The sequence below is a fragment of the Flagellimonas pelagia genome (assembly GCF_003584135.1).
GTDB classification, from domain to species: domain Bacteria; phylum Bacteroidota; class Bacteroidia; order Flavobacteriales; family Flavobacteriaceae; genus Flagellimonas; species Flagellimonas pelagia.
Genome location: NZ_QXFI01000033.1, coordinates 219,124 through 243,629 on the forward strand (window position 1 = coordinate 219,124; position 24,506 = coordinate 243,629).

General features: G+C 43.2%; 19 protein-coding genes and 2 tRNA genes. 12 read left to right on the top strand and 9 right to left on the bottom strand.

From position 1 onward, the window contains the following. Positions 1-7 precede the first annotated feature (7 nt). Positions 8-775: a DUF6090 family protein gene (locus tag D2V05_RS15110; RefSeq protein WP_119638648.1), complete on the top strand. Its 768-nt coding sequence runs from the start codon at positions 8-10 to the stop codon at positions 773-775. Between the two features lie 30 nt (positions 776-805). Here D2V05_RS15110 and D2V05_RS15115 read toward each other — a convergent pair whose 3' ends face one another. The 3 genes from D2V05_RS15115 to sppA are packed head-to-tail and all read right to left on the bottom strand — an operon-like array spanning position 806 to position 6,009. Continuing rightward, positions 806-3,499: an AsmA-like C-terminal region-containing protein gene (locus tag D2V05_RS15115; RefSeq protein ID WP_119648427.1), complete on the bottom strand. Its 2,694-nt coding sequence runs from the start codon at positions 3,497-3,499 to the stop codon at positions 806-808. 36 nt (positions 3,500-3,535) lie between these two features. Continuing rightward, positions 3,536-4,243, bottom strand: coding sequence for a queuosine precursor transporter (locus tag D2V05_RS15120; protein ID WP_119648428.1), 708 nt, complete (start codon positions 4,241-4,243; stop codon positions 3,536-3,538). A 5-nt stretch (positions 4,244-4,248) separates the two neighbouring features. Next, positions 4,249-6,009, bottom strand: a complete 1,761-nt coding sequence (gene sppA, locus D2V05_RS15125; protein WP_119648429.1) for a signal peptide peptidase SppA — start codon at positions 6,007-6,009, stop codon at positions 4,249-4,251. Between the two features lie 69 nt (positions 6,010-6,078). Here sppA and folK point away from each other — a divergent pair, with 69 nt between their 5' ends. Continuing rightward, positions 6,079-7,224, top strand: a complete 1,146-nt coding sequence (folK, locus tag D2V05_RS15130; RefSeq protein WP_119648430.1) for a 2-amino-4-hydroxy-6-hydroxymethyldihydropteridine diphosphokinase — start codon at positions 6,079-6,081, stop codon at positions 7,222-7,224. 115 nt (positions 7,225-7,339) lie between these two features. Here folK and D2V05_RS15135 read toward each other — a convergent pair whose 3' ends face one another. Continuing rightward, positions 7,340-7,879, bottom strand: a complete 540-nt coding sequence (locus tag D2V05_RS15135; RefSeq protein WP_119648431.1) for an RNA methyltransferase — start codon at positions 7,877-7,879, stop codon at positions 7,340-7,342. Between the two features lie 300 nt (positions 7,880-8,179). Between D2V05_RS15135 and mutS the strand changes: the two genes are divergently transcribed. Continuing rightward, the gene (mutS, locus tag D2V05_RS15140; RefSeq protein WP_119648618.1) at positions 8,180-10,762 is read left to right on the top strand and encodes a DNA mismatch repair protein MutS; all 2,583 of its coding nucleotides are present in this window, start codon (positions 8,180-8,182) and stop codon (positions 10,760-10,762) included. Here mutS and D2V05_RS15145 read toward each other — a convergent pair. After that, positions 10,759-13,215, bottom strand: a complete 2,457-nt coding sequence (locus D2V05_RS15145; protein WP_119648432.1) for an outer membrane beta-barrel family protein — start codon at positions 13,213-13,215, stop codon at positions 10,759-10,761. The genes mutS and D2V05_RS15145 overlap by 4 nt on opposite strands. A 207-nt stretch (positions 13,216-13,422) precedes the next feature. On the opposite strand from D2V05_RS15145, the gene D2V05_RS15150 reads away from it, so the two are divergent. The 4 genes from D2V05_RS15150 to D2V05_RS15165 all read left to right on the top strand — a co-directional run bounded on the left by D2V05_RS15150 (position 13,423) and on the right by D2V05_RS15165 (position 15,671). Then, positions 13,423-14,517 carry a sensor histidine kinase gene (locus tag D2V05_RS15150; RefSeq protein ID WP_119648433.1) on the top strand — a complete coding sequence of 365 codons (1,095 nt, stop codon included), beginning with the start codon at positions 13,423-13,425 and terminating at the stop codon, positions 14,515-14,517. Beyond that, the gene (locus tag D2V05_RS15155; protein WP_119648434.1) at positions 14,502-15,245 is read left to right on the top strand and encodes a LytR/AlgR family response regulator transcription factor; all 744 of its coding nucleotides are present in this window, start codon (positions 14,502-14,504) and stop codon (positions 15,243-15,245) included. The genes D2V05_RS15150 and D2V05_RS15155 overlap by 16 nt, the downstream gene beginning before the upstream one ends. Before the next feature lie 228 nt (positions 15,246-15,473). Then, positions 15,474-15,546 (top strand) — tRNA-Gly (locus D2V05_RS15160). A 40-nt stretch (positions 15,547-15,586) separates the two neighbouring features. Beyond that, positions 15,587-15,671 (top strand) — tRNA-Leu (locus D2V05_RS15165). 90 nt (positions 15,672-15,761) lie between these two features. Here the strand turns inward: D2V05_RS15165 and D2V05_RS15170 are convergent. The 4 genes from D2V05_RS15170 to D2V05_RS15185 all read right to left on the bottom strand — a co-directional run bounded on the left by D2V05_RS15170 (position 15,762) and on the right by D2V05_RS15185 (position 19,464). After that, positions 15,762-16,724 (bottom strand): ComEC/Rec2 family competence protein, encoded by a 963-nt coding sequence (locus tag D2V05_RS15170; RefSeq protein ID WP_119648435.1) that lies wholly within the window; start codon positions 16,722-16,724, stop codon positions 15,762-15,764. A gap of 8 nt (positions 16,725-16,732) precedes the next feature. Further along, positions 16,733-17,266, bottom strand: a complete 534-nt coding sequence (locus D2V05_RS15175) for a hypothetical protein (protein ID WP_119648436.1) — start codon at positions 17,264-17,266, stop codon at positions 16,733-16,735. After that, positions 17,256-17,966 carry a hypothetical protein gene (locus D2V05_RS15180; RefSeq protein ID WP_147378293.1) on the bottom strand — a complete coding sequence of 237 codons (711 nt, stop codon included), beginning with the start codon at positions 17,964-17,966 and terminating at the stop codon, positions 17,256-17,258. Before D2V05_RS15180 ends, D2V05_RS15175 begins: the two co-directional genes overlap by 11 nt. 196 nt (positions 17,967-18,162) lie before the next feature. Continuing rightward, a complete protein-coding gene (locus tag D2V05_RS15185) occupies positions 18,163-19,464 on the bottom strand; it encodes a ComEC/Rec2 family competence protein (protein ID WP_119648438.1) in 1,302 nt (433 codons plus the stop codon). 215 nt (positions 19,465-19,679) lie between these two features. Between D2V05_RS15185 and D2V05_RS15190 the strand changes: the two genes are divergently transcribed. From D2V05_RS15190 to D2V05_RS15210, 5 genes are all read left to right on the top strand, one after another. After that, positions 19,680-21,218, top strand: a complete 1,539-nt coding sequence (locus D2V05_RS15190; protein ID WP_235855471.1) for a TolB family protein — start codon at positions 19,680-19,682, stop codon at positions 21,216-21,218. A gap of 283 nt (positions 21,219-21,501) precedes the next feature. Continuing rightward, positions 21,502-22,239: a collagen-like protein gene (locus tag D2V05_RS15195; protein WP_119648439.1), complete on the top strand. Its 738-nt coding sequence runs from the start codon at positions 21,502-21,504 to the stop codon at positions 22,237-22,239. A 26-nt stretch (positions 22,240-22,265) separates the two neighbouring features. Continuing rightward, positions 22,266-22,937: a hypothetical protein gene (locus D2V05_RS15200; RefSeq protein ID WP_147378294.1), complete on the top strand. Its 672-nt coding sequence runs from the start codon at positions 22,266-22,268 to the stop codon at positions 22,935-22,937. Positions 22,938-23,012: 75 nt separating this feature from the next. Beyond that, on the top strand, positions 23,013-23,729 hold the full coding sequence (locus tag D2V05_RS15205; protein ID WP_119648441.1) for a collagen-like protein: 717 nt from the start codon (positions 23,013-23,015) through the stop codon (positions 23,727-23,729). A 42-nt stretch (positions 23,730-23,771) separates the two neighbouring features. Next, a complete protein-coding gene (locus D2V05_RS15210; RefSeq protein ID WP_119648442.1) occupies positions 23,772-24,476 on the top strand; it encodes a hypothetical protein in 705 nt (234 codons plus the stop codon). Positions 24,477-24,506: the final 30 nt, after the last annotated feature.

Below are 24,506 nucleotides of genomic sequence, written 5' to 3' on the forward strand. Positions count from 1 at the left end.
ATTGAACATGCTTAAATTTTTTAGGAAAATAAGAAAAGGTCTTGTTGAAGAAAGAAAGATCAGCAACTATATCCTTTATGCCATTGGTGAAATAGTGCTAGTGGTCATCGGTATTTTGATTGCCCTTGCCATAGACAACGCCAACGAACAACACATCAAAAGGGAAAAAGAACAGGTATATCTGGTCGGACTGAAAAAGGAATTCGAGACGAGCCAGACCAAACTCAAGAATCTTATTGCCGTCAACAAAAAAAGCTATGAAGATTCCAAAAAAATCATTGGCTTCATGCAAGATCAGGAGAATCTTCCCAATGAAGAGGAGCTGTCCAACTTGTTGTACAATGCCCTCGCTTTTGATATTTCCTATAACCCCAACAATTCGTTGTTGGAAGAGATGATCAATTCGGGTAGTTTAAAGGATCTGTCGAACCCAAATCTCCGGGTTTTGCTCACCAATTGGATTTCCAACATTGAGGATATTACCAAACAAGAAGCAATGCTGGATCATGAACGAGATCAGATCATCACTATGTTCCGAAGGAACGGGAACAGCATCAAGACCATTTATGACCTTACAGGGGTTTCGGGTGACTTGGGACTGCCCGTCGGCAAGGAACAACTGAGCAACCTTCACCTTTTGCAATCCACTGAATTCGAGAACAATCTATTAATGTTCATCCTCACCAGTATTACAACCGAGACCTTGCATTACACCCCATTGATGCAGAGCATGAATGAAATCCTAGCCACTATCAACGGCGAAATCAAGGAATAAAAAAGGGCGATGTTTATCGCCCTTTTAATTTTAGTTCACGGTATCCTTTTTCTTTTTCCCCAGCAAACCGCCCAAAACGGATTTTGCTGTATTCTTTACGTCTTCTTCCTTGGTCGTGGTTTTGGTAGTATCGGTTTTGGTTTCCTTTTGACCCCCCAGCAAATTACCCAAGGCTTCTTTTACCCCAGAAGATTTGGTAGTCGTGGTATCACCCTCATCCTTTTTGAACACATCGGACAAAAGGTCCTTGGCCGTATCCTTGCCCTTGTTCACCAATTTTTGCTTTTGGATTTCCACCAATTTGGTGGTCAAGGTCTTCACACTAGAGGTAAGGTCGGTACTCACCGTGGGATTGGTAAAACTGCCACCAATGTTTGCCGTTACCGGAACGGTCACCTCTTGCAGGCTTTGATCGTTCATTTGGGCAATCAGCTTGTTTACTTCCGTGCCCAAATATTTGGCTGGAACATCCAAGGTTGCCGTGTACTGCATTTGTTTATCAAAGGTATGGCTACCCGCTACGTTGATGCCGATGTCCTTATATTTTAGCGTAAACGGTTTCACCTTCACGGAACCATTGTCAAAACTCAAGGCGGTCTTAAGTCCGTTCAAATCGATTTCCTTGGTGTCCAAGAAATTGAGTTTGCTGTCCAAGGCCGAAACCAATGGTGCTTTTTCGGTATCCAATTTTGGTGAAAGCAGTTCCGCCAATAAATTCCCTGAAATGGTAGCCAAATTAGGTGTAAAGTCGTCTTTCAGGTTACCCGCAATTTTAATATCGGAATTCAACTTACCCTGCAACGCACTGGCTAATGGTGTCAATACCTTAAAAAGTTCAAGTCCTGCAAAGGATTCACCTATGTTGAAATTGCTCATCCCCAGATCCACATCAAAAGTGGAATTAGCCTCCTTGGTAGAAACCGAACCGTTCAGACCTAAGGTTCCTCCAAACAAATCTGAAGTTAAATTTTTTACTGTGGCAGTTTCATCCTTGATCACTAAAGTACCCTTCACATTTTTCAGCTTTAGGTCATCATACAACACTGTATTGGCGGCAGCCTCCACCGTACAATCCAAAAAGGATGGAATCTTGATGCGTTCCTCGCCCGTGGTAGTGGTTTCGGTCTGGGTCTGGCCCTCCGCTACCGTATCTTCCATCATAAAATCGTTCAGGGCAAATTGGTTGGAAGTCAGTTTGAAATTCCCCTCCACATTTTCATTGTTGAACATAAAGCCCAACAAGTTGGTCAGGGTTCCCGTGGCATTGAAATCTGTACTGCCCGTTTTCCCCTCAAAAGAATTCAGGGTAACGGTCTGTGGATTAAAGGTCATGGCCGCATTGCTAATCGCCACTGGGTTCTTCATCTCTTCGGAAGTGTACTCAAACCCGGTCAATTGCATGGTCCCTGCGGTCTTGGTATTCTGGTACTGTTTTTTCTCCAACGATGCCATATCAAAACTGGTGGTCACATCCGCATCCAAAATACCCTTCAAATTGAAATCTTCGGGCATTGGATAGGCGCTGGAGATATTGGCTAAATTGATCTTACCATCCATGTGCGCATTCACTGTGGTGTTGCCCATCAGTTCCCTGATCTTGGCATTCATGTTGAACTTGTCCTGATCAATGGTGAAAGACAATTTATTGATGTTCACATAGGTATCCTCGGTGATGCCCGTATCGTTGTTGATCTCGGTATCGATATACACATTGCGAACCGCTTTGGGCAAATCCGGATATTTGAACGAGGCATTGTCCGAATTGATGGCAATTTTGAAAGTAGGGATATGTTCATCGTCAACGATGCCCTTGAATTGACCGTTCACCTCAAAATTTCCGGTAGTTTCAACGGTTTCAATGTTTTTGGAATACGCTTCGGGAATCACGGCCAAAAAGTTTTTGAAATCCGAAGACGGTGTCTTGAAGGTGATATCCACTTCTTGGTTATCATCATTTAGTTTTATGAAGCCATCAAAAACCAAAGGCAATTGGTTCACCATGGCCTTGTTCTCCAAAAAGGAATATTTGCTTTCGGCCAGATCAATATCGATCAAGGCATCCAAGTTGATCTTGTTCTTGTTCAGATACAAAGTGCTGTCCATCTCAAAGGAAACCAAGGCATCGGTCATGGTCTTTAATTGGGATTTTTCGAGTGACAGATCTCCGGTACCGGAGTGGTTCATTTCGGAAATGGCCAAACGCATTCCACTGGAAAGATCATGGTACACAATCTCAGAATTGGTGATGCTATAGGAATCCATGGCCAAGGTGAAATTGTCATCGGATGCATCTGCGGTTTCTGTTGTAGCACTTTCATCCTCCTTGGCGATGTCATAATTGGCATTTTCATTGGCATCCACCTTGATGTTCACTTTAGCATGATCCACATTCAATTTTTGAAGGACGATGGGCTCCTCCGCTGATTTGAACAATTCCTTGATGGACATGGTGAGTTCTATATCGCCTGCATAAAACAACGTGTCCCCTTCAAAAGGTGCTTTGTTGACTAGGGAAAGATTAGTAAGTTCCAGATTGGCATTCGGGAAGCTTTTGAGTAAGCTCAAATTGGCATCTTCAAAATCGAAGGTGGCGTTGATGCTATTGTTGACTTTGTCCTTGATAATCTGTTCGATCTTCCCTTGAAGGAACAATGGAAGTGCAATGATCAGGACGAGTAGGATAAGTAGGGTTATACCGGCAATCTTTAGGACTTTTTTCTTCATACTTCGATGTTTTACAACAAATTAAAGGAGAAGTTGTCAATCCAAAGAAATTTCCTCCCCTATTTTTAAGTTAAATCTTTTACGCATGAGATATACGAAAAAATAGAGGAAAGGGGTGTCCAATACGGCAATTATGATCTTAAAAATGACCCCGCTGACCAACAAACCATAAAATTTGTCCCAAGGCAAAACACCAAAAAGACACAATAGGGTAATCACGGTTAGGGTATCTATAAACTGGGAAGAAAAGGTGGAAAAGTTGTTCCGAAGCCACAGCATCCGGCCATCTGTAACCTTTTTCCAATAATGATAGATTTTTATATCGATATACTGTGCGGCCAAATAGGCCAGCATAGAGGCCAAAACGCCCAATGGGGACAAGCCGAATACCTTGGTGAAGGTGACATCATCCACTGGGGAACTGGGAATAGCTTCCGAAAAATTGGCCAACAAAATGATACCCATGGAGAAAAAAGAGGCAAAAATACCCGCCGTGACCACCTGATTGGCTTTTTTTTGTCCGTACACCTCGGAGACTAAATCCGTGATCAGGAAAGTAACCGGATAAGGTAAAATCCCCACCGAAAGCTCAAACAACGGCGCACCAAAAATGGTGACTTCCCCAAAGGGGTTCCAGTGAAAAAACTTCTGGAAAATAAGGTTGGACACCACTAACGAAGTAATGAACAGGGCCCCTAGGTAGAGGTAAATGGAAAACGCAACTCTTTTGTCCCTTTGCGTCATCCTTTCTATTTAATATTCAAACTAAATGGCATTTTGGCCTGTATTCCTTCCTGTTTGCTCAAATCCTTAAACTCCTTCAACATTTTGTACGCCTCTGTGCCAATTTCTTCTTGGATAAGTTCCTGTCCTATTTTGGCTTTCACCCCACCTAAATTTTCCATAAAGCGCTCAAAATCGGTTTTGTACTTGGGATATTGCCGTATGCTATAGGATTCCAGTCCGGCCATTTCAGCTGCAGCGGCAATGGCATCGTCCAAATTCCCCAGTTCATCCACCAAACCATTGGCCTTGGCGTCCACACCACTCCACACCCTACCTTGGGCCAGTGAATCTACTTGGGCAACGGTCATGTTACGGCCTTGGGCCACACGCTCCAAAAAGGTGCCGTACGTTTCCTCGATGCTTTCCAAGACCACCTTCCGGAACGAATCGCTCATGGGTTCAAAAAGGGAATAGTCCACAGAGTTTTTGTTGGTCCCCACTTGCTCCGCGTTGATGCCTACATTCTTGGCCAGTTCGTTTATGTTGGGAATGGTTCCGAACACTCCAATGGAGCCGGTTATGGTGGTGGGTTCCGCAAAGATTTTATCACCTCCCACCCCAATATAATAGCCTCCCGATGCGGCCACGTTACCAAAGGAAACGACCACAGGTTTTACCGCCTTGGCCAGTTGCATTTCCCTCCAAATGATATCGGACACCAACGCACTGCCCCCGGGGGAATCCACACGGAACACAATGGCTTTTACATTTTCGTTCTTGGTTGCCTTTTTTAGGGCATCCACAATAAGTCCTTGGCCTATTTGATCTTTTCCGCCTTCCCCGAAAAATATTTCTCCCTGTGCATAGATTACGGCCACTTTATCGGTACCGGTCTGTATTTTTTGCCTATTGGACTTTTGAACATAATCCGTTAGCGACACATAGTTCAACTCTTCGTCTTCCCCAACCCCTACTTTTTCCTTGAGCAATCCTTCGTACTGGTCAAAGTGCAAGGTGCCATCCAGCAATCCCGATGCCACGGCCAGCTTAGGGGTCCTTCCGCCCAATGTATCGGCTATGATATTCAAATCTGTTTTGGCAATGTTCCTTGATGCCGATAAGTCGTCCAACATCACATCCCAAATGGAGGTGAGCAGTTCCTTGAGTTGGGTGCGGTTCTCCTCGCTCATGGTATTGGACAAAAAGGGCTCCACGGCACTCTTGTATTTTCCATGGCGGATGACTTCCATCTTTATACCCGTTTTTTCCTGAAGGTCTTTATAATACAACACTTCAGTGGCCAAACCTTTAAAATCCAACGCCCCGACGGGGTTCATATAGACCTCATCTGCCACACTGGCCAAGTAGTAATCCTTTTGGGAATAAAAATCGGAATGGGCCATGATAAACTTCCCGGATGCCTTAAAGTCGAGCAAAGCCTCCCTGATTTCCCTGGTCTGTGCCATCCCGGCCTGTAAAAAACTGGTGGTGATGCTGATTCCCTCGATATCATCATCTTCCTTGGCCACCTTTATGGCGTGTATGATCTCGTCCAAACCAATCTCCGCTGCCCAAAGGGCGGCAAAAGGGTCGGCCTCGTCCTTTCCCGTATAATCCAAAATGGGCATCATCAATCCGATTTCCAAAATGGAATTCTTTTTCACCACCACACCGTCATCGGAATTGCCCATCAAAATCAAAAAGATAAAGAACATTCCCATGATAATCGCAAATGCCACCAAACTTCCCAAAATGGAAGCCAACAGGTTTCTCAAAAAGTTCATCCAACAAAATTTATTACGTTCCAAATATAACCATTGTAGTATTGTTTTGTTTACTTTGTTCCTTCGATTATGGGCAAAAAGCACAAGGTATATTTATCACTCGGAAGCAATTTGGGCAATCGGCTTGCCAACCTGCAAAAAGCAATATTCCAGATACAACGGCAGGTTGGAAAAGTGTTGGATATTTCCTCGGTGTATGAAAACCCCGCCGTTGGTTTTGAGGGTGATGAATTCCTAAACATTTGTGTTTCTGTGCTGACGCCGTTAGATCCAAAAGCACTGCTCGACAACCTGTTGGGCATAGAACAAGATTTTGGACGTGTACGTTCCCAAGGTGATGGTTACAGTTCCCGCACCTTAGATATCGATATCATTTACTACGGTCAAGAGGTAATCAACACGGGAGACTTGGTGATTCCGCATCCGCAGATGCAAAACCGGAATTTTGTACTGAAACCGCTATCGGATATTGCCCCCCAGTTTTACCATCCCATTTTTGAGAAAGACACCCGAAATCTGCTCCAGGAATGCAGGGACAAAAGCAAATTGACCAAAACAAAACACAAACTTTTCAAGGACCGAATCGGGCTTTTTTCACAGCTGCAATTGATTTCCATTGAAGGGAACATCGGTGCCGGAAAAACCACCCTTTCTACCATGATCGCCAACGATTTCAATGCCAAATTGATCTTGGAGCGATTTGCGGACAACCCTTTTTTGCCCAAATTCTATGAGGATCAGTCGCGCTACGCCTTTCCTTTGGAAATGTCCTTTCTGGCCGATCGCTACCAACAGTTTATGGACGATACCTCCCAATTTGACTTGTTTAAGAATTTTATGGTGAGCGATTATGACATCTTCAAATCGTTGATCTTTGCCAAGGTGACCTTGCAACGTGAGGAGTACAACCTGTACCGAAAAGTCTTCAACTTTATGTACAAGGAAGTGAAAAAGCCGGAAATCTATCTATACCTCTACCAGAACACGGAACGCTTGTTAGCTAACATTAAAAAACGGGGAAGGGATTACGAGCAGAACATTGATCCTGAGTACCTGGAAAAAATCAATAGGGGTTATTTGGATTTTATCAAAAGTCACCAAGACCAGAATAGCCTCATCATTGACATTAGCGAAATGGATTTTGTACACCATCCCGTCGACTACGAATCTATTTTGGAAAAGTTGGAGGACAACATTCTTTCCTCAAACTTTTAAGAGAATTTTCACAAAATATTTGGATATAACGATTGGTTTTATTTTCTTAGAGCCCTCAAAATACGAGACTAACTAACTCAAACTTTATATAGAGCCCTGTACATCAGGGCTTTTTTCATTTTTGGGCATGGAGTTTCGACCACACATCCCACACAACTATCCCTGCACTTACCGAAATATTGAGGGAATGCTTGGTCCCCAACTGCGGAATTTCCAAAACAGCATCACTGGCCGATACCACCTCTTGGGATACCCCCTTGACCTCATTTCCGAAGATCAAGGCCACCGTTGTGTTGGCGTCCGCATGAAAATCGTTCAGCATGATGGCATTCTCCGCTTGCTCAACCGAAATAGTCTTTATCCCCGCTTGTTTCAATTCCTGTACCAGTTCCAAGGTATCCTTTCGGTATTCCCAATCCACACTTTCCGTAGCGCCAAGGGCCGTTTTCCGGATATCTTTATGGGGAGGGGTGGCCGTGATGCCACAGAGATAGATCTTTTGCACCAAAAAGGCATCTGCGGTTCGAAACACCGAACCAATATTGTTCAGGCTGCGGATGTTGTCCAAGATTACAATGATGGGGGTCTTTTCCGCTTCTTTGAAACCGGCCACGTCCAACCGCTCCAACTCACTATTTTCAAGTTTTCGATTCATTTTTTTAACCATTGGGGCCAAAATATCAACAAAAATTTTGGGAACCTGATGAAAGCGATATATTCGTCTTCCACCCTATTTTGGGACAAAAGTAAAAGAATAAAATCGCCTACAAATTGTCATTCCTGTGAAAACAGGAATCCACTCAGGCAAGATTGAATGGATTCCGCATCAAGTGTGGAATGACAAACTGTTCTAAAATTTTGTTTGAACACAACTATGTAGTTGATTATGGAGCCTATAATTTTCAAATAAATCGCTTTGGCAGCCAATAAAAAGACAAAGAAGGTAACCCCGTTGATGCAACAGTACAATACCATCAAGACCAAACATCCTGATGCGTTGCTGCTCTTTCGTGTGGGAGATTTTTATGAAACCTTCGGGGACGATGCCATAAAGGCCGCCAAAATCCTGCGAATTATCCTGACCCATCGGAACAATGGTGGCGATAAAACGGAATTGGCCGGATTTCCCCACCATTCCCTCAACACCTATTTGCCGAAACTTGTAAAGGCCGGGCAACGGGTGGCCATCTGCGACCAGTTGGAAGACCCCAAGATGACCAAGAGCATCGTAAAACGTGGGGTGACAGAATTGGTAACTCCCGGTGTGGCCCTTAACGACGACATCCTGACTGCCAAAAGCAATAATTTTTTAAGTGCCGTGCATTTTGGAAGGAACAAATTGGGCATCTCCTTTTTGGACATTTCCACAGGGGAGTTTTTGACTTCGGAAGGATCTGTGGAACAAGTGGACAAACTCCTTCAAAATTTTGCACCCAATGAAGTGCTGGTCTCCAAAAACCATAAAAAGGAATTTTCAGCATATTTTGGTAACCAATATCACAGCTTCTTTACAGAAGATTGGATCTTTCAAGAAGATTATGCGCTGGAAAGCCTGAACAACCATTTCGGCACCAAAACCCTTAAGGGTTTTGGCATAGACCATCTTAACCATGGCATCATCGCCTCCGGGGCCGTATTGCATTACCTGTCGGAAACCCAACATAGCCGCCTGCAACACATCAACCAGATCCAACGTATTGCCGAGGAGGAATATGTGTGGATGGACCGGTTCACTATCCGAAACTTGGAACTGTACCATTCCCCCCATCAAAATGCGGTGACCTTGTTGGACATTATCGACAACACGCTATCGCCCATGGGTGGGCGATTGTTGAAACGATGGTTGGCCCTTCCTTTGAAAAATCTGGAGAAAATTCAGCAGCGTCATCAAGTGGTGGCCCATTTGAAGGAACATGGCGATCAATTGGATAAGATGCAACATTGGATCAAGCAAATGGGCGATCTGGAACGTCTCATTTCCAAATTGGCGACCGGAAAAATCAACCCGAAGGAAGTCATCCAACTCAAAAATTCCCTTGAAGCCATCGTGCCTATAAAATTAGCGGCACAGGACAGCACCAACCCCTCGCTGCAAAATATTGGGGATCGCTTGGATGCCTGTGAAGCCCTTCGCTCCAAGATCAAAGAAGTTTTGAACGAGGAAGCTCCCGTGAATATTGCCAAGGGCAACACCATTGCCCAAGGCTATTCCGAGGAATTGGACGAATTGCGCAACCTAGCTTTTTCAGGAAAGGATTACCTGGACAAAATGTTGGAGCGTGAAACCGAACTTACAGGAATCACTTCGCTCAAAATCGATTCCAACAATGTGTTCGGTTACTATATTGAGGTGCGAAACACCCATAAGGACAAGGTGCCTGAAAGTTGGATCCGCAAACAGACTTTGGTGAACGCGGAACGCTATATTACCGAGGAACTGAAGGAATATGAAGCCAAGATCTTGGGGGCCGAAGAGCGCATCCTGCATTTGGAACAACAACTGTTCGAACGTCTTTTGGTGTGGATGCAGGAATTCATCACCCCGGTACAACAGAATGCCCATTTGATCGCGCAGTTGGATTGCCTTTGCGGATTTGCGCAATTGGCCAGCGAGAATAATTATGTGCAACCGGTCATGGATGAGTCCACCGAACTGGACATCACGGAAGGCAGGCACCCTGTTATTGAAAAACAGTTGCCCTTGGGCGAGCAGTACGTGACCAATGATGTATTGCTTAACCGTGAAGACCAACAAATCATCATGATCACGGGGCCGAACATGAGTGGTAAATCGGCCTTGTTGCGGCAAACGGCATTGATCGTGCTCTTGGCCCAGATGGGAAGTTTTGTACCTGCCTCCGAGGCCAAAATTGGCGTCATCGACAAGATTTTTACCCGTGTGGGCGCCAGCGATAACATTTCCATGGGCGAATCGACCTTTATGGTGGAAATGAACGAGACGGCTTCCATTCTCAACAACCTTTCCGAACGCAGTTTGGTGTTGTTGGATGAAATTGGTCGCGGTACCAGCACCTACGATGGCATTTCCATTGCTTGGGCCATTTCCGAGTACTTGCACGAACACCCAGCCAGGGCCAAAACGCTTTTTGCGACGCATTACCATGAACTGAATGAAATGACCACCACCTTTACCCGGATCAAGAACTACAATGTTTCGGTGAAGGAATTGGAAGACAATGTGCTTTTCCTTCGGAAATTGGTACCGGGGGGCAGCGAGCACAGTTTTGGGATCCATGTGGCCAAAATGGCGGGCATGCCCCAACAGGTTATCCAAAAGGCGAACAAAATCCTGAAAAAACTGGAAAAATCACATTCCAGTGAAGAGATTTCGGATAAACTACAAGCTTCCCAAAACGAAATGCAACTAAGCTTTTTCAACTTGGACGATCCCTTGTTGGAAGAAATCAAGGAAGAAATCCTGCATTTGGACATCGACACCCTTACCCCTGTGGAAGCCTTGATGAAACTCAACGAAATCAAAAGGCTGTTGAGCAAAAAGAAGAAGGCAACTTCCTAATTTACCCGATTGAATTCCTCTTTTCCCAGATTGCGTGATTTTTTGTTCGCATTTCCTCCAAAACTTCTGGAATAGGTCAAACGAAAAATACGGGTAAAGGCTGATTCATCCCGATACCGCGACCGTGTATCAATATCAAAAACAATGGGGGTCATTCCACTGATATGGGTATGGATATCCAAACTTCGGAACACATCGGAAACACTGAACTGCAAGGTTCCCCAATCGTTCTTGAACTGTTTTGAAATGCCAAAATTCATCACCCCAAAACCTTCCGTGGAATTGGTGCCATTATAATGGTCAAAATTGTACCAACCAGACAATTCTGCATCCATCTGCCAAGGCAATTTGATGGTTTGGTTAAAGTTGAGACTCTGGTAGAAATAGGTCTTTGAGGCAGGATTGGGACTGTACGAAATCTTATAATCCCGAAGGGCTGAAGTGGAGGACATATTGAGTCTGGCCCAAGACGCCCATTGCACGGGAATGTTCAAAAAGAGACCTATACTTTTTTGATAATCCGCATTTTGCGGTGAAATGACCAAAATATCATTCTGGGGTGTGGACGTCAACTGGTACCGGATGATGGGGTCAATTTCCTTTTGAAACGAAAGCCCCATGGAAAACCCGTTTTTCACATATTCCAGTTGCAACGTATTGGTGATACCGGGCCGTAACATGGGATTGCCCGTAAAAATGGCCGTGGGATCGTTGTAGTACAGACTCGTGACCAAATCGGAATAGGCAGGCCTACTGATACGACGATGGTAATTCAGGTTGAGTTGCCGATTTTCAGAAAGTTGGTATTGATAAGAAACTGACGGAAAGAATTGACGAATGGTGAAATCTTCCTCAGAAGTGGACAACGACCGCCTCCAATCCTCATACCGTAAACCAAGGTCCACCTTCGATTTTTCATGAAGTTGCACTTGGAACTGCGAGTACAATGCCCACAGGGTTTCATCACTCTCGATGAGACTTTGGGACCGGGGGTCCACGATCCATTCGCCTTCCACCTGGGTCTCGATCTTACTATCGTTTGTGTTATCGGAATAACTCCCCTTGAATCCGAACTCGCCTTCCAATTTATCATTAAAGGTATGGGTGTAATCCAACTTGAGCACCCCTAACTGGATGGTCGACTCACTGAAACCTCGATTCCCATCCGTAAAAATTTCATTTTCCGGGTCATAGGGCTCATCGTTTTCATCAAAATACTCGCTCTTTGTGGTGGCCGGGCTATCGTTAGTATAATTGAGATAACTCAAATCCACAGCAAAACTGGAATGGTCGGTCAGCTTGTCAGTCAAATACAAGGAGGAAATCACATTCAACTTCGATGCGTTTCCCTCCGTAACCAAATGCGACCTAAAATAATCCTGACCCTCAATGATCCGTTGGTTGTTCACATTGGACATGGATCGGTTCTTGGCAAAATTCAAGGTGAATTCCCCACCGAGTTCCACCTTTGGTGAAATTTGATAACCCATACCTAAATTCATGTTATGGGCATTGTTGTTATTGTTGAAATAGGTGGAAAAAATAGCCTGACTGGGAGCGCCGAGAATAGGTTGAAAACTCGTTCCCGACCCTTCAAACCCATTTTTTCCATGGTCGTGGAATAGGGAATAGTTGGCATTCAGGTGCATTTTTTCAGTTCCGAAGGAATAGCCCAACGAGGTACTTGCCTTTTCCCAATAGCCATACCCCAAACTGGCGCTATAGTTCCATTGGCTGCCCTCGTTCACTCCTTTTTTGAAGATAATATTGATGATGCCCGCTCCCCCATCCGCATCGTATTTGGCCGAAGGAGAGGTGACGAGTTCCACCTTTTCAATGTTGTCCGCCAAGGTGCTCTCCAAAAGGGCCATCACATCTTCCATGGACATGGATATCCTTCGACCGTTGAAGAGGACCGTAACCCCACTTTGCCCGTTCAAGGTAAACTGGTAGTCACGCCTGTCCAAAATCACTCCTGGCAACCGTTCCAACAGTTGCAAGGCATTGCTTCCCTTGGTTATCACACTGCTCTGCACATTGATTACCTGGCCTTCCAGGGTGCGTTGTACCCAATCCCTTCGTGCCGCCAACACCACCTCATCCAATTCATTCACATTTTCGGTCAATACCAATGTCCCCAATTGCAATGACGGTGAACCCGAATCCAAATGAAAGGGTTCCGTATAGTGATCGGCAAAACCGAGATAGGTCACCCGCACTCGAAATGGACCTACTCCAGTTGGCTCCAAAGAAAAATAACCTGCATCGTCTGTTATGGCACCGGTAACCAAAGTGGTATCCACTGCCTGATACAACACCACATTGGCAAAGGGGATGGGATTGTCCTGTGCATCACTCACCTTACCGCGAACTTGCGCCAAAACTTGGGAGATTCCAGCAATCAACATAAGACTCACACAAAAATTTTTACCAGTTAAAACCTTGACTTTCATTTGTTTTGAATTGATTCTTGCCAAATGAAGTTTGCTTTGCTATACCATCATAATTGGATTGACCGAAGGTGGCACTTTGTTGACTTCCCGCGTCTTTTCCCAGATAATGATGTAAAATGCCTTTCGTCAATTATTTATGGCAGGTCGTCAATTTGGCTCGGGCACATAATCAAAAAAAGTAACTTGTACTGATTTATGAATTAGTTGATGGATTTCAACCGACTGAAAAAGATTGCCCTGAAACTCAAACTGTACCATATCCCCTTTTGGTTGGGGTATCATTTGGTATGGTTGACCATCAATGTGGGCAGTTTATCACAAGTTTGGGAATATTTACTCCACAGCGACTCTTCCGTCAAATTCTATTTTTATGTGATTTTCCAGATTATCGGGGTATACTTCAACCTGTATTATCTGATTCCGAAGTTGTTGTATGTTGGGCGTTATGCGAGTTATATTTTTTCGGTATTGGGAACCATTTTGGTCTGTAACGCCTTTATTGTAAGTGGTTACTTTTTGGCCTCCTATCTTTCCGGAAAGTCCCTATTCGAGCTGTTTGGGGTATATCCGTACCAATTCACCACCATCTATTTTGTGTGGGCCCTACCCTCCACTGTGGCCAGTATGACCTTGGGGATGAGCATTAAACTGGGCAAGAATTGGCTGCAGGCGGAGAAAAGGCGGTTGCGCTTGGAAAAAGAACACCTGGAAACCGAGCTCAAGTACCTCAAATCGCAGATCAATCCCCATTTTTTGTTCAACACCATCAATTCCATCTTTGCGTTGATCCACAAAAACCCGGATTTGGCCTCAGAATCATTGGCCAATTTTTCGGACATGCTGCGCTTTCAATTGTATGAATGTAATGATGAGCAGATTCCGTTGGAAAAGGAACTTCGCTTTATTGAAAACTTCATCGACCTGGAAAAACTGCGGTTAGATCCCGAACATACCGAAATGCAGTTCGACATTCTGGACCAAACGCTGCATCAAAAAACGATTGCTCCTTTTATCCTGATTCCCTTTGTGGAAAATGCGTTCAAACATGTTTCCAAAGGAAAGGGGCAACCCAATTTTATCCGGATGACACTCAAAGTGACCGATGCTTATCTCAAATTACATATTGAAAACAGTAAAGGCCCCAATGGGTTGGGTAACGAGGATGAACGGCCCAGGGGCATCGGGCTGACCAACGTGGAACGCCGGTTGCATTTATTGTACCCTGACTCGTATTCGTTACATATTGATGATCAAAAAGATAGATTTTCCGTACTATTGAAACTGGAATGGCAAAAAAACTGAAGTGCATAATCGTGGATGATGAGCCGCTCGCTAGGGAGGTGCTGCAGGAATACGTGCAGGTCATCGACCATTTGGAACTGGTATGCACGGTGGAAAATGCTCTGGAATTGGACCAAATGTTGGAGAAACAGGCCATAGACCTCATCTTTTTGGACATTCAGATGCCGTATCTGACGGGTTTGGATTTTCTAAAAGTCCGCCACGACCTGCCCATGGTCATCATCACCACGGCCTTCCCCAATTATGCTTTGGACGGGTTTCGGTTTGATGTGATCGATTACCTTTTGAAACCTATCACCTTTAACCGTTTTTTTAAGGCGGTGACCAAAGCAGTTCGGTATCATTCCTATAAATCGGGCACTCAAGAACCTACCGAAACAACCACCGAACAAGCTTACTTTTTTGTTAAGTGCGATGGGCGGTATCAAAAAATCTATACTTCGGAAATCCTATTTGTAAAGGCCTTGGAAAACTATGTGTTGATCCATACCACTTCGGACAAGCACATGAGCCTGATGCCGCTAAAGACCATTGAGGAAAATCTGGATACGGAAGCCTTTATTCGGGTACACAAATCATACATCGTTCCCATTGCCAAAATACGGTCTTTGGAAAACCACGAACTGATTTTGGAAGAGGGCCATAAAATTCCCGTGAGTCGAAATTATGCCAAGCAGGTACAGGACAAAGTATTGAAGGACAAGGTACTGAAACGAAAAGAACCCTAGAGCCGTAGCTGCCTGTTTTTACGCGCTGGCACCAATTGTTTGACGACCTTATTTTCCTCCTTATATTTTTTTTGAAAACACTTTACATTTTAAAGAATTGTATTAAATTTGCATCCGCGCTTAGAAAAAGTGCAGAGTTCTTTAAAATGCGAAAATAGCGTCCCGATAGCTATCGGGAGTAGAGCATAAAACACCAGTGGTTTGGCTCGAAAGCTATTTGCAGAACATGCGAAAATAGCTCAGTTGGTAGAGCATCACCTTGCCAAGGTGGAGGTCGCGGGTTCGAATCCCGTTTTTCGCTCAAAAACGCTGCTTGCAGCGTTTTTTTGTTTCAAGTCCAGGCTCGAGTGGTGGAACTGGTAGACACGCCGGACTTAAAATCCTGTGGCCTTTTTGGCCGTGCGGGTTCAAGTCCCGCCTCGAGTACATAAAAACTCCGTAGACCCAAAGTTTATGGGGTTTTTTGTTTTTATAAAGTTTATTTGAGGTTTACTTTTTCAGGTCTTATTCCAAAAATTAAATATTGAATGAAAACTTTTGATCTCCAGAAGTCTTTGATTTCAGCTTGGCTTTTACTTTTTTACTAATAACATCTAATGGATTGGGCTTGGAAGATGGTTTTGTTGCTTTAGAAAGCCATCCCACCTCATTTGTTGAATGCAAGTCATATTCGTTCTTAAGAAATGATTCAACTGCCTTTTGCGCGGGATGTCCATATTTATTTGTTCCAACAGAAAAAACAACCGGCGTTTTTTTCTTTCGTACAACTCTTGACCAAAATGAACTACTGTGATTATATCCAGAACCATGGTGAGGGCTTTGACACAGTATTAGCTCTCCACCTAATTTAAGCCTTTCAAGTTGTTTTTTAGACGTATCGGCGGTCAATAAAACGTAACCTTCTTCAGTATCAATCCTGCAAATTGTCGATAGAATATTTGCCAACGGGTTATTATGAACATCTTCTTCATGAACATTGTACTTTTCCTTCTTTATATATTTCAATACATCACCATAAGTAGGGGATAAAAAGGAAATAACCCCTTTTCCAAATAATTCTATATTAAAATTTAAATCTGCTTGTATCAACCCAACTTTGGTACCATTAGCTGCGTATCTGTCATTAACATACCTCATCAAATCCAAATACGCCTTTTCGGAAACTGTAGTTTTTAAGGCTGCCCGAATAAAATCAGAGGTGAAATGAGTACAGGTTTGTAAGAAGTAGTTGATTTTTACATTCTGTGAATAACAGTAATCAATAAGTTCAAGCATGCCTGAGAAATGGTCGTAATGCGGATGAGAAAGAATCAAAAATTCAATACTTTCCGGCTTCTTATCCTGAATAAATTTTAAAACAGGATTATCATTGTTTCGATTGCAGTCAATAATTCCTATATGCTTAATGGAATCACCAGGACCCCATTCGAGAACAATAGAATCACCTTGACCAACATCCTTGAACGTAATTTCTAACAATATCTAAACTACTTTATAGGCTTGGTTAATTCAGAATTTTCAAGCCCAGCATATAAATCATTAAGTTCAAAAAGCTTCATATCCACAAGATATTCTCCGTTATAAACATCAAACCTCATTGAACCAGGTCTTTCTTTATAAACCAACATTACAGGCGTATTCTCTTTCAATCCTTCAAGATGTTTAAATAAAACCTTTCCAAACTCCCTTACTTCAAATTCCCGGCCCTCCTTATCCACCAGACATTCACAAATAACATAATCTAAACCAATTTCAATTACTTTAGCTTGGTAAGATATTTTATTTGTCCAAGACTCTTCAACTTTGAAACCTCCAGAAATAAAATCATGGTGTGTTAAATTATATTCTTCTTTTTGTATTTGGTCACGGCCAACAAAAAATTCAACATCCACCTTCTCATAGTTTGCATCAACATTCCCTTGGGAAGCATCTTTTTTTCGTTCCTCGACATGCTCTTCAACAAAAATTTCCCCTTCAAGGAAATCAACTGTATTTTGAAAAGTTATACCCTTATTGCTCATTTGACCAACTTTGTTCTGTTAATGATTTTGCTTCCAAGTGTAAATCCTTATAATCATTAAAACTAAAGCTATTTGTATTTCTAAGGATGTTAAGAATAATAATTTCTCCAAAACCAGTTATATTCTTTAAAGTGTCAATGTCCTCAATTATGAAATTACCTTTTCCGTGCTTTTGAATCTCCATTGGGCCTGAATATGGCCCCATATTAAGTGATACTTGACCACTAGAAGTTGTTTTTTCGATAACTATTCCAATGTCAGTTTTCAGAGGTATAATGTTATTTATGCCATCTTTAAAATAGTTTTCGGAAAACCTTTTACGAGATTCCTCTAAGTCAATTTGTTCATTTATATTGATAAACATTGAATAGTAAAGAATGTTCTTAATTTGACCAAAATGCTTGGACCCCTTTATTTTTGCAAATAGATTAAGAAAAGGTTCTTGAAAAAAGGATTTAGATCCAACAAGATTATCTTTATGATTCTCGCTTTTGTAAATAATCCTATCCCATCGTATAGAAATTGTATCAAAGGTATCTTTGAAGAAAAGATGAATGATAGCATTATGAGAGTTTTCATTTTCAATTCTCAAACCTGTAGTCAATTGCACAAAAGGAGCAACAATATCATACATGCAACTGGGAAAATCCAAAATGTTAGTAAATCTTATTTCAAATTGATGTGCTGGTATATAATTCATTTCCATCATTTTATGGAACCCTTAAATATATAGTAATTTCAATTGTTATAACGATATTTTCCAAGAAATCATTGCCCTAAGCAGAATTAGCAACCTATTAAAAAATCGGCTTTCTGTATAAGGGATATTGCCAGTTTCGCACACAAACAAATAAATAGGAAATTTAGAACTTGTAAATCCTACCATCTTATGTTATCTAATTCTCATACCGCATCTTATACGACTCCCATTGGTAGCCCATCTGCACCCGTCGGTACGCATAAATATATTCGCCATCGGTACGCACGTTGATAATGCCCGGCAAGATCTTTTTAAACCTGCGCCTCGCCACCGTATTGGAAGCCGATAGGGAAAAATCCAAATCGCCCAAAGTGGTCGGCTCAATAATGTTGGAAGCCGCTACGTGCTCCGCATCCTCATCATCCACAAACAGCGCCGATAAAGCGGTAGAAAACAACAAAGGTTCTTCCCCGCGCACCGCTCTTCCGATCGCCCCTAAAAATTTGGCCCTGGGGTGACCATGGTCGGGTACCTCGCCAGAAGACACCACCGTAACCATCGGGTTCACCGCCTTGAATAGGTCGGGGTCAAACTCATGGCTGCCATGATGGGGCGCCTTGAACACATGCGCATTCACGTTGAGGGCACCATCGGGTTGGGACAATAAGAGTCCGCTCCCTTCTATGTTCAGGTCGCCAGAGAAAAAAGTGCGGACATGGTTATAGGACATCCGGAACACCAAGGAATGCCCGTTGATGGTATGCGACTTGCCCCCGAACCATTCAAAAGCTCCATTAGGTTTAAGGATAGGCCCCAAAATCTCCACACGGATATCAGGGTCGCCAATGTTCAGGATACCTGCGGATTTGTCCAGCCGATGGTAGTTGATACCTCTGACCTTGATGGCATCGACCCATTTTTTAAAGGTTCCCTTCAAATTAAACCCATTCAGGTCAGCCAATGTACTGTGCTTGGTCACCAGTTCGCCGTTCACTTCGTTGCCCAAGTCGGTATTGAAACCGGAATCGAACAGCCCGATACCGTTATGATAAATATTGTTCACCGTGATCTGTGGATGTTCGATGAGGGGAATGAGCCCTTCCACATGATCGGCATCGGCATGGCTCAGGAACATATGGTCGATGGTCACGGTATTGCCGGGGATGTCCAAGCGGTACTTCCAAATGATAAACCCCAAGGCACGATCGCGAAGGCCACCGTCTACCAAGATTTTGGTATCGTTGGGCGTCACCACAAAGGCGGCATCGCCTTGGCCCACGTCCAAAAAGTACATCTCGAAGCTTCTTTTATTCATCAATGAGGGATTTTTGATTTCCCCGTCCCTGCCCCTGTAGTTGATCGGGGTGTACCCTGCGGTTGGGGCGTTTCCGGGTAAAAGTTCCACATCGTCCCCATAAATGAGCACATAACTTTTGCGTTCCCCTTGATCCTGAAAATAAAAGCGTTGGGTCTTGTTCCCCAAGAATTGTATCGCCATAGGAAGTTGAATTTTAATAGCGGGGGAAGTATTGTTTTAAAAATAAGGAATTTTCTTATTCATTTGCTTAGGAGCAATGTTATCAAATAGAAAAATTGATAGCAAAGACATCATAAAAAATAGCCCTACTTGGGAACATATTGATGATTTTGAATTATCTTTTAATGGATTTTCACTTCTACAACATCTTGAAAGCCAAAACAAACGCACATAAAATGAAAAAACTACTATTCTTTTGCGTGTCAATCGCCATGCTCTATGGATTTACATTGCATGAAGCAACCTCTATGGTAAACATACAGCCAAATCCATTTAACAAGTACGGTATTTTTGATCATCAGATCAACATAGGAAAACCTACCATTTCAGGAACCGTTGCCTATGATACAGGATCGCAGGAATATACCCTGGAAGGATCGGGAACGAACATGTGGGCCAATACTGATGAGTTTCAATATCTGTACAAGTCCATACAGGGTGACTTTATCCTCAGGGCACATATCCGATTTGTGGGCGAAGGGGTGGACCCCCACCGAAAAATAGGATGGATCATCCGCAACAACCTCAGGGGAGACTCTCCCCATGTCAACGCATCGGTACATGGAGATGGGTTGACCTCATTGCAATTTAGAAGGGAGACTGGAGGCGAAACCGAGGAAGTCACCTCTACCGATGTTGCTCCGGATGTGGTTCAATTGGAACGACGTGAAGGGGTCTATTACATGTCTACCGCAAAATTTGGCGAACCATTTACCACCGTGAAAATTGAAGACGTGAATCTTCGGAACGAAGTATTTGTGGGGCTATATATCTGTTCCCACAACCCTGAAGTGGTTGAAAAAGCAGTCTTTTCCAATGTACGGATCATTAAACCTGCCCCAAAGGACCTTGAGCCTTATCGGGATTACCTCGGCAGCAACATGGAGATCATGAATGTTGAAACGGGCCATCGGAAAATCCTGTTCAATTCCGCCCATTCCATCCAGGCCCCGAATTGGGTCAACAATGATAGGGAACTGGTGTTCAATTCCAACGGGTTTTTATATCGATATGATTTTGCCACGGATGAAATTTCCCAGATCAATTCAGGTTTTGCCGTCAACAATAACAATGACCATGTATTTTCCTTTGATGAAAGCATTTTGGGCATCAGTAACCATAATCAAGAAGATGGGGGAACCTCGTCCATCTACATCATGGACCCTAAAGGGGATTCACTTCCCAGGAAAATTACCAAAGATGGGGTGGGCGCATCCTATCTGCACGGGATATCCCCGGATAATAAATCAATGTTGTTCACAGGAGAGCGCAAGGGTAAATACGATCTTTACAGTGTGGATATAGCCACTGGCAAGGAAGTGCAACTTACGGACACCGAAAACTTGGATGATGGCTCAGAATATTCCCCAGATGGCAAATACATCTATTTCAACTCCAACCGAACAGGCAATATGCAATTGTGGCGTATGAAGCCAGATGGCAGTGACCAAGCACAATTGACGTTCGACACTGCATATAAAGATTGGTTTCCCCACGTTTCCCCGGATGGTAAATGGATCGTGTTCATTTCCTTCCCTCCTACCATTGGATTTGGGGAGCATCCCTTTTATAAACAATGTACCATTCGGTTAATGCCAGCTTCCGGCGGCGTCCCAACCATTGTTGGCTATATCTACGGCGGACAGGGTTCCATCAATGTGCCCAGTTGGTCTAAGGACAGTAAACACATTGCGCTTGTCACCAATAGTGATTAGGTCTAAAGACCGATTAAAGTAATTCGTCAAAATACCATAAACCATCCATCCAATGGGTGGTTTACAACGTTCGCCATCTAAGCTGATAAGCTCCATAAACCCATTACCAGAAAAAATGGTTAAGGTAGGTCAGCAAAAAGGACCCTATCTCTTTGTTTGACTGTCTATTAATCACTTCATCAATCCTGACAGAGCATTCATCAATTAAAGTCTGTCATCCATCAATCCATATCTTCCTTCGCAAGGATCGCCAGCTACATTTGGATGACCAACTATTCAAATTATGAAGCGAATCAAATTTTTCAGTTTGGCCATTCTGGTATTGGGAATGACCATTACCTCTTGCTCCATTGAGGATGGCAAGGATGGCATCAACGGTATTGATGGATTGGATGGCAAAGATGGTGCCAACGGACAGGATGGAGCACCCGGACAAGATGGAGCACCCGGACAGGACGGTTCCAATGGCGAAGATGGAATCGGTTTGGATGAAATGGCCCAATATGGTGCCGTAACCCTTGATTTGAGTGGTAAAAGACCAGATGGGATTGCTTTTGAGGATTCTGCTGTATTCAAGTTTACCCCAATAAATGCCACTAGTTACCCAAACTACAATATTGTTGAAGCTACCCAAAATGGTGATGATGTACAGTACTTCTTTAACTTCCGCCGGTTTTACAGTTCTCCGGACGATACATATAATACCACTTTTGTGGACTGGGAAGTTACAGTGGACAACCCAGGCCAAGCAACTGAGAATATACTATCAGTTGTGCTTGTCTTGAACAGATATGGTGTTGTTGGCCCTGACAATAAATACTTTGTGATACAGGATAAGTATGAAACCGGAGGTGAAGGGGTTTCGGATATCGCGATTCCAGATATGACCTTTGACCCGAATAGTGGCAACCACCTGACTTTCTCTTACTCCTTCACAGTTGAAGGTGCCAATAATGATTCTGGGAACTTTTTAAATGTTTCCGGAACAGTGGATGTAAACCTTCTTGAAGAAATACAATAATTAACGATCACTCTAAAATAACCGCTATGAAAACAAGAAAACTATTAAGAATTACCGCGCTCACCATGAGCTTGATCATGCTATCCTGCTCAGGGGATGATGGAAAGGACGGAATGGATGGACTGGACGGAATCAATGGCACCAATGGAGAAGATGGTGCCGATGGAACAAATGGGGTTGGTTTTGATGAACTTACTCGGTATGGATCCGCTACATTGGAATTGAACGGAAACCGACCTGACGGGGTCACCATTGATTATTCCACCATTTTTAAGTTCACACAAACCAATGGAGAGACCTATTCCAGCAATATTTTATATATGGAAAAAGATGTCGTATTACAGTTTACCCGCTTTTATAGCTCCCCAGATGACTATTTCAATGGCAATTTCATCCATTTTTATATCCAAATCTCAAATTTTGGGGAAACCACCCAGACCATCAATTATTCCGAAGTACAAGTCCAAGGCCATCCGGTAATCGGCACGGATAATAAATACTTCATTTTGGACGACCTCTATGAGTCCAACACCAATGGAACTTCAGAAATTGAATATACCGATTTCAATTTTAACCCGGAGGACAACCACCTTACCTTCAATTATTCCTTTTTTGTTGATGCCTCAGCAAACGATTCCACACATCCACTTCATGTAAAAGGTAGTGCGGATGTATATCTTTTGGAGGAAATACAATAAGACATAACATAATCTATAATCATAAACAACCCCGTTTACAACTTTCAATTTTTAACAGCTGACAAATAAATATCCATGAAACTTATCAAATTATTCAGTGCGGCAATGCTTGCGCTAAGCGTAACCATGGTTTCCTGTTCCGGTGAGGACGGAAAAGATGGCATTGACGGTATAGATGGCATCAATGGGACCAACGGCAAAGACGGAACCGATGGACAAAATGGCACCAATGGTCAGGATGGAACTGACGGAATCGGTTTTGATGAACTTACACAATATGGCTACATCACCCTAAAAATGGAAGGCACAAGAGCAGATAATGAGGCTTTTCAGGATTCTACTTCCTTCAAGTTTACACCCGCAGATGGGATAAACCTATGGCAATATAGCCTTGTAGATTCTTATATGGTTGGGGAAGATCAAGTGTATACATTCACAGTAGCCCGTTTTTTCAGTGCGCCGGATGATGTCTTTCAAGAGACCACCTTTAGTACATACATGGAAATCATAGATATCGGACAAACAACACAGGATTTTTACTTTAGCTATGACATCTCTAGCTATGCCGTGGTCGGAGATGACCATAAGTATTTTACGTTAAGCAACTCCTATGACAGCAACAGCCCGGAGATGTTGAATTTACAAATAACAAATGTCAACTATGACCCGGAAACCCATCACCTTACTTATTCTTTTGACTTTACTGTGGATGGAACAGGGAATATAACAGGGAATCCGCTACACATGTCCGGTACCGTGGACGCCATTGTTTTGGAACAAGTATTTTTCTAAAAAGATTCAAAAATAACATTGAACTTTCAACATTCTAAAAATATGAGACTGAGCAAAATTATTGGATCAACCATGCTTTTCATGAGTCTGGTCATGGTTTCCTGTTCCGATGGCACAGATGGTATGGATGGCACCAATGGATTGAATGGCATCAATGGGACCGACGGTAAAAATGGGGTAGATGGTACCAATGGTGAAGATGGTCAAAATGGTTCCAACGGTGTTGGTTATGATGAATTGGCCAAATATGGGCAAATCACTGTTGACATGGAGGGAGTCCGACCCGACGGGGAAGCGTATCAGGATTCTGCCATCTACAGATATACAGCGGTTGAGGCATCAACCATTCCTAAATTTAACAGTGTATCCGTATCGGACAATATTACAAGTTTTAAAATTCGAAGGTTCCTCAGCACTCCTGATGAACCTCTCCAAACTTCCTTTTTTCAATTGGATATGGAAATCCAAGATCTTGGTGGAGCATCACAGCAATTTGGTTTTCTACATCTTTACACCCTTGGCTATACGGTCATTGGGCAAGACCACAAGTTTTTTTACTTGGACGGGGAAGATTTTGTATTGATCGATGATAGCATCATCCAAGATTTTGACTTTGATGATACCAGCAACCATCTTACCTATAATTTTTCAGTGACCCTGCCAGCAGGTCAAAACAGCTCTGGAAATGAGGTGACCTTTTCTGGCACTGTTGATGTAACCGTTCTGGAAGAAGTTGAAGTACCATAATCTACCTGCCAACCTAATACAAAAAGGCCG

Coding starts and splice junctions, on each gene's coding strand:
- D2V05_RS15205 (WP_119648441.1), top strand. CDS start 23,013: ATGAAACTTATCAAATTATTCAGTGCGGCAATGCTTGCGCTAAGCGTA.
- D2V05_RS15175 (WP_119648436.1), bottom strand. CDS start 17,266: ATGAGCAATAAGGGTATAACTTTTCAAAATACAGTTGATTTCCTTGAA.
- D2V05_RS15195 (WP_119648439.1), top strand. CDS start 21,502: ATGAAGCGAATCAAATTTTTCAGTTTGGCCATTCTGGTATTGGGAATG.
- D2V05_RS15115 (WP_119648427.1), bottom strand. CDS start 3,499: ATGAAGAAAAAAGTCCTAAAGATTGCCGGTATAACCCTACTTATCCTA.
- D2V05_RS15155 (WP_119648434.1), top strand. CDS start 14,502: ATGGCAAAAAAACTGAAGTGCATAATCGTGGATGATGAGCCGCTCGCT.
- D2V05_RS15150 (WP_119648433.1), top strand. CDS start 13,423: ATGGATTTCAACCGACTGAAAAAGATTGCCCTGAAACTCAAACTGTAC.
- D2V05_RS15135 (WP_119648431.1), bottom strand. CDS start 7,879: ATGAATCGAAAACTTGAAAATAGTGAGTTGGAGCGGTTGGACGTGGCC.
- D2V05_RS15200 (WP_147378294.1), top strand. CDS start 22,266: ATGAAAACAAGAAAACTATTAAGAATTACCGCGCTCACCATGAGCTTG.
- D2V05_RS15180 (WP_147378293.1), bottom strand. CDS start 17,966: ATGAATTATATACCAGCACATCAATTTGAAATAAGATTTACTAACATT.
- mutS (WP_119648618.1), top strand. CDS start 8,180: ATGCAACAGTACAATACCATCAAGACCAAACATCCTGATGCGTTGCTG.
- D2V05_RS15120 (WP_119648428.1), bottom strand. CDS start 4,243: ATGACGCAAAGGGACAAAAGAGTTGCGTTTTCCATTTACCTCTACCTA.
- D2V05_RS15145 (WP_119648432.1), bottom strand. CDS start 13,215: ATGAAAGTCAAGGTTTTAACTGGTAAAAATTTTTGTGTGAGTCTTATG.
- D2V05_RS15190 (WP_235855471.1), top strand. CDS start 19,680: ATGAAAAAACTACTATTCTTTTGCGTGTCAATCGCCATGCTCTATGGA.
- sppA (WP_119648429.1), bottom strand. CDS start 6,009: ATGAACTTTTTGAGAAACCTGTTGGCTTCCATTTTGGGAAGTTTGGTG.
- D2V05_RS15110 (WP_119638648.1), top strand. CDS start 8: ATGCTTAAATTTTTTAGGAAAATAAGAAAAGGTCTTGTTGAAGAAAGA.
- D2V05_RS15210 (WP_119648442.1), top strand. CDS start 23,772: ATGAGACTGAGCAAAATTATTGGATCAACCATGCTTTTCATGAGTCTG.
- D2V05_RS15185 (WP_119648438.1), bottom strand. CDS start 19,464: ATGGCGATACAATTCTTGGGGAACAAGACCCAACGCTTTTATTTTCAG.
- folK (WP_119648430.1), top strand. CDS start 6,079: ATGGGCAAAAAGCACAAGGTATATTTATCACTCGGAAGCAATTTGGGC.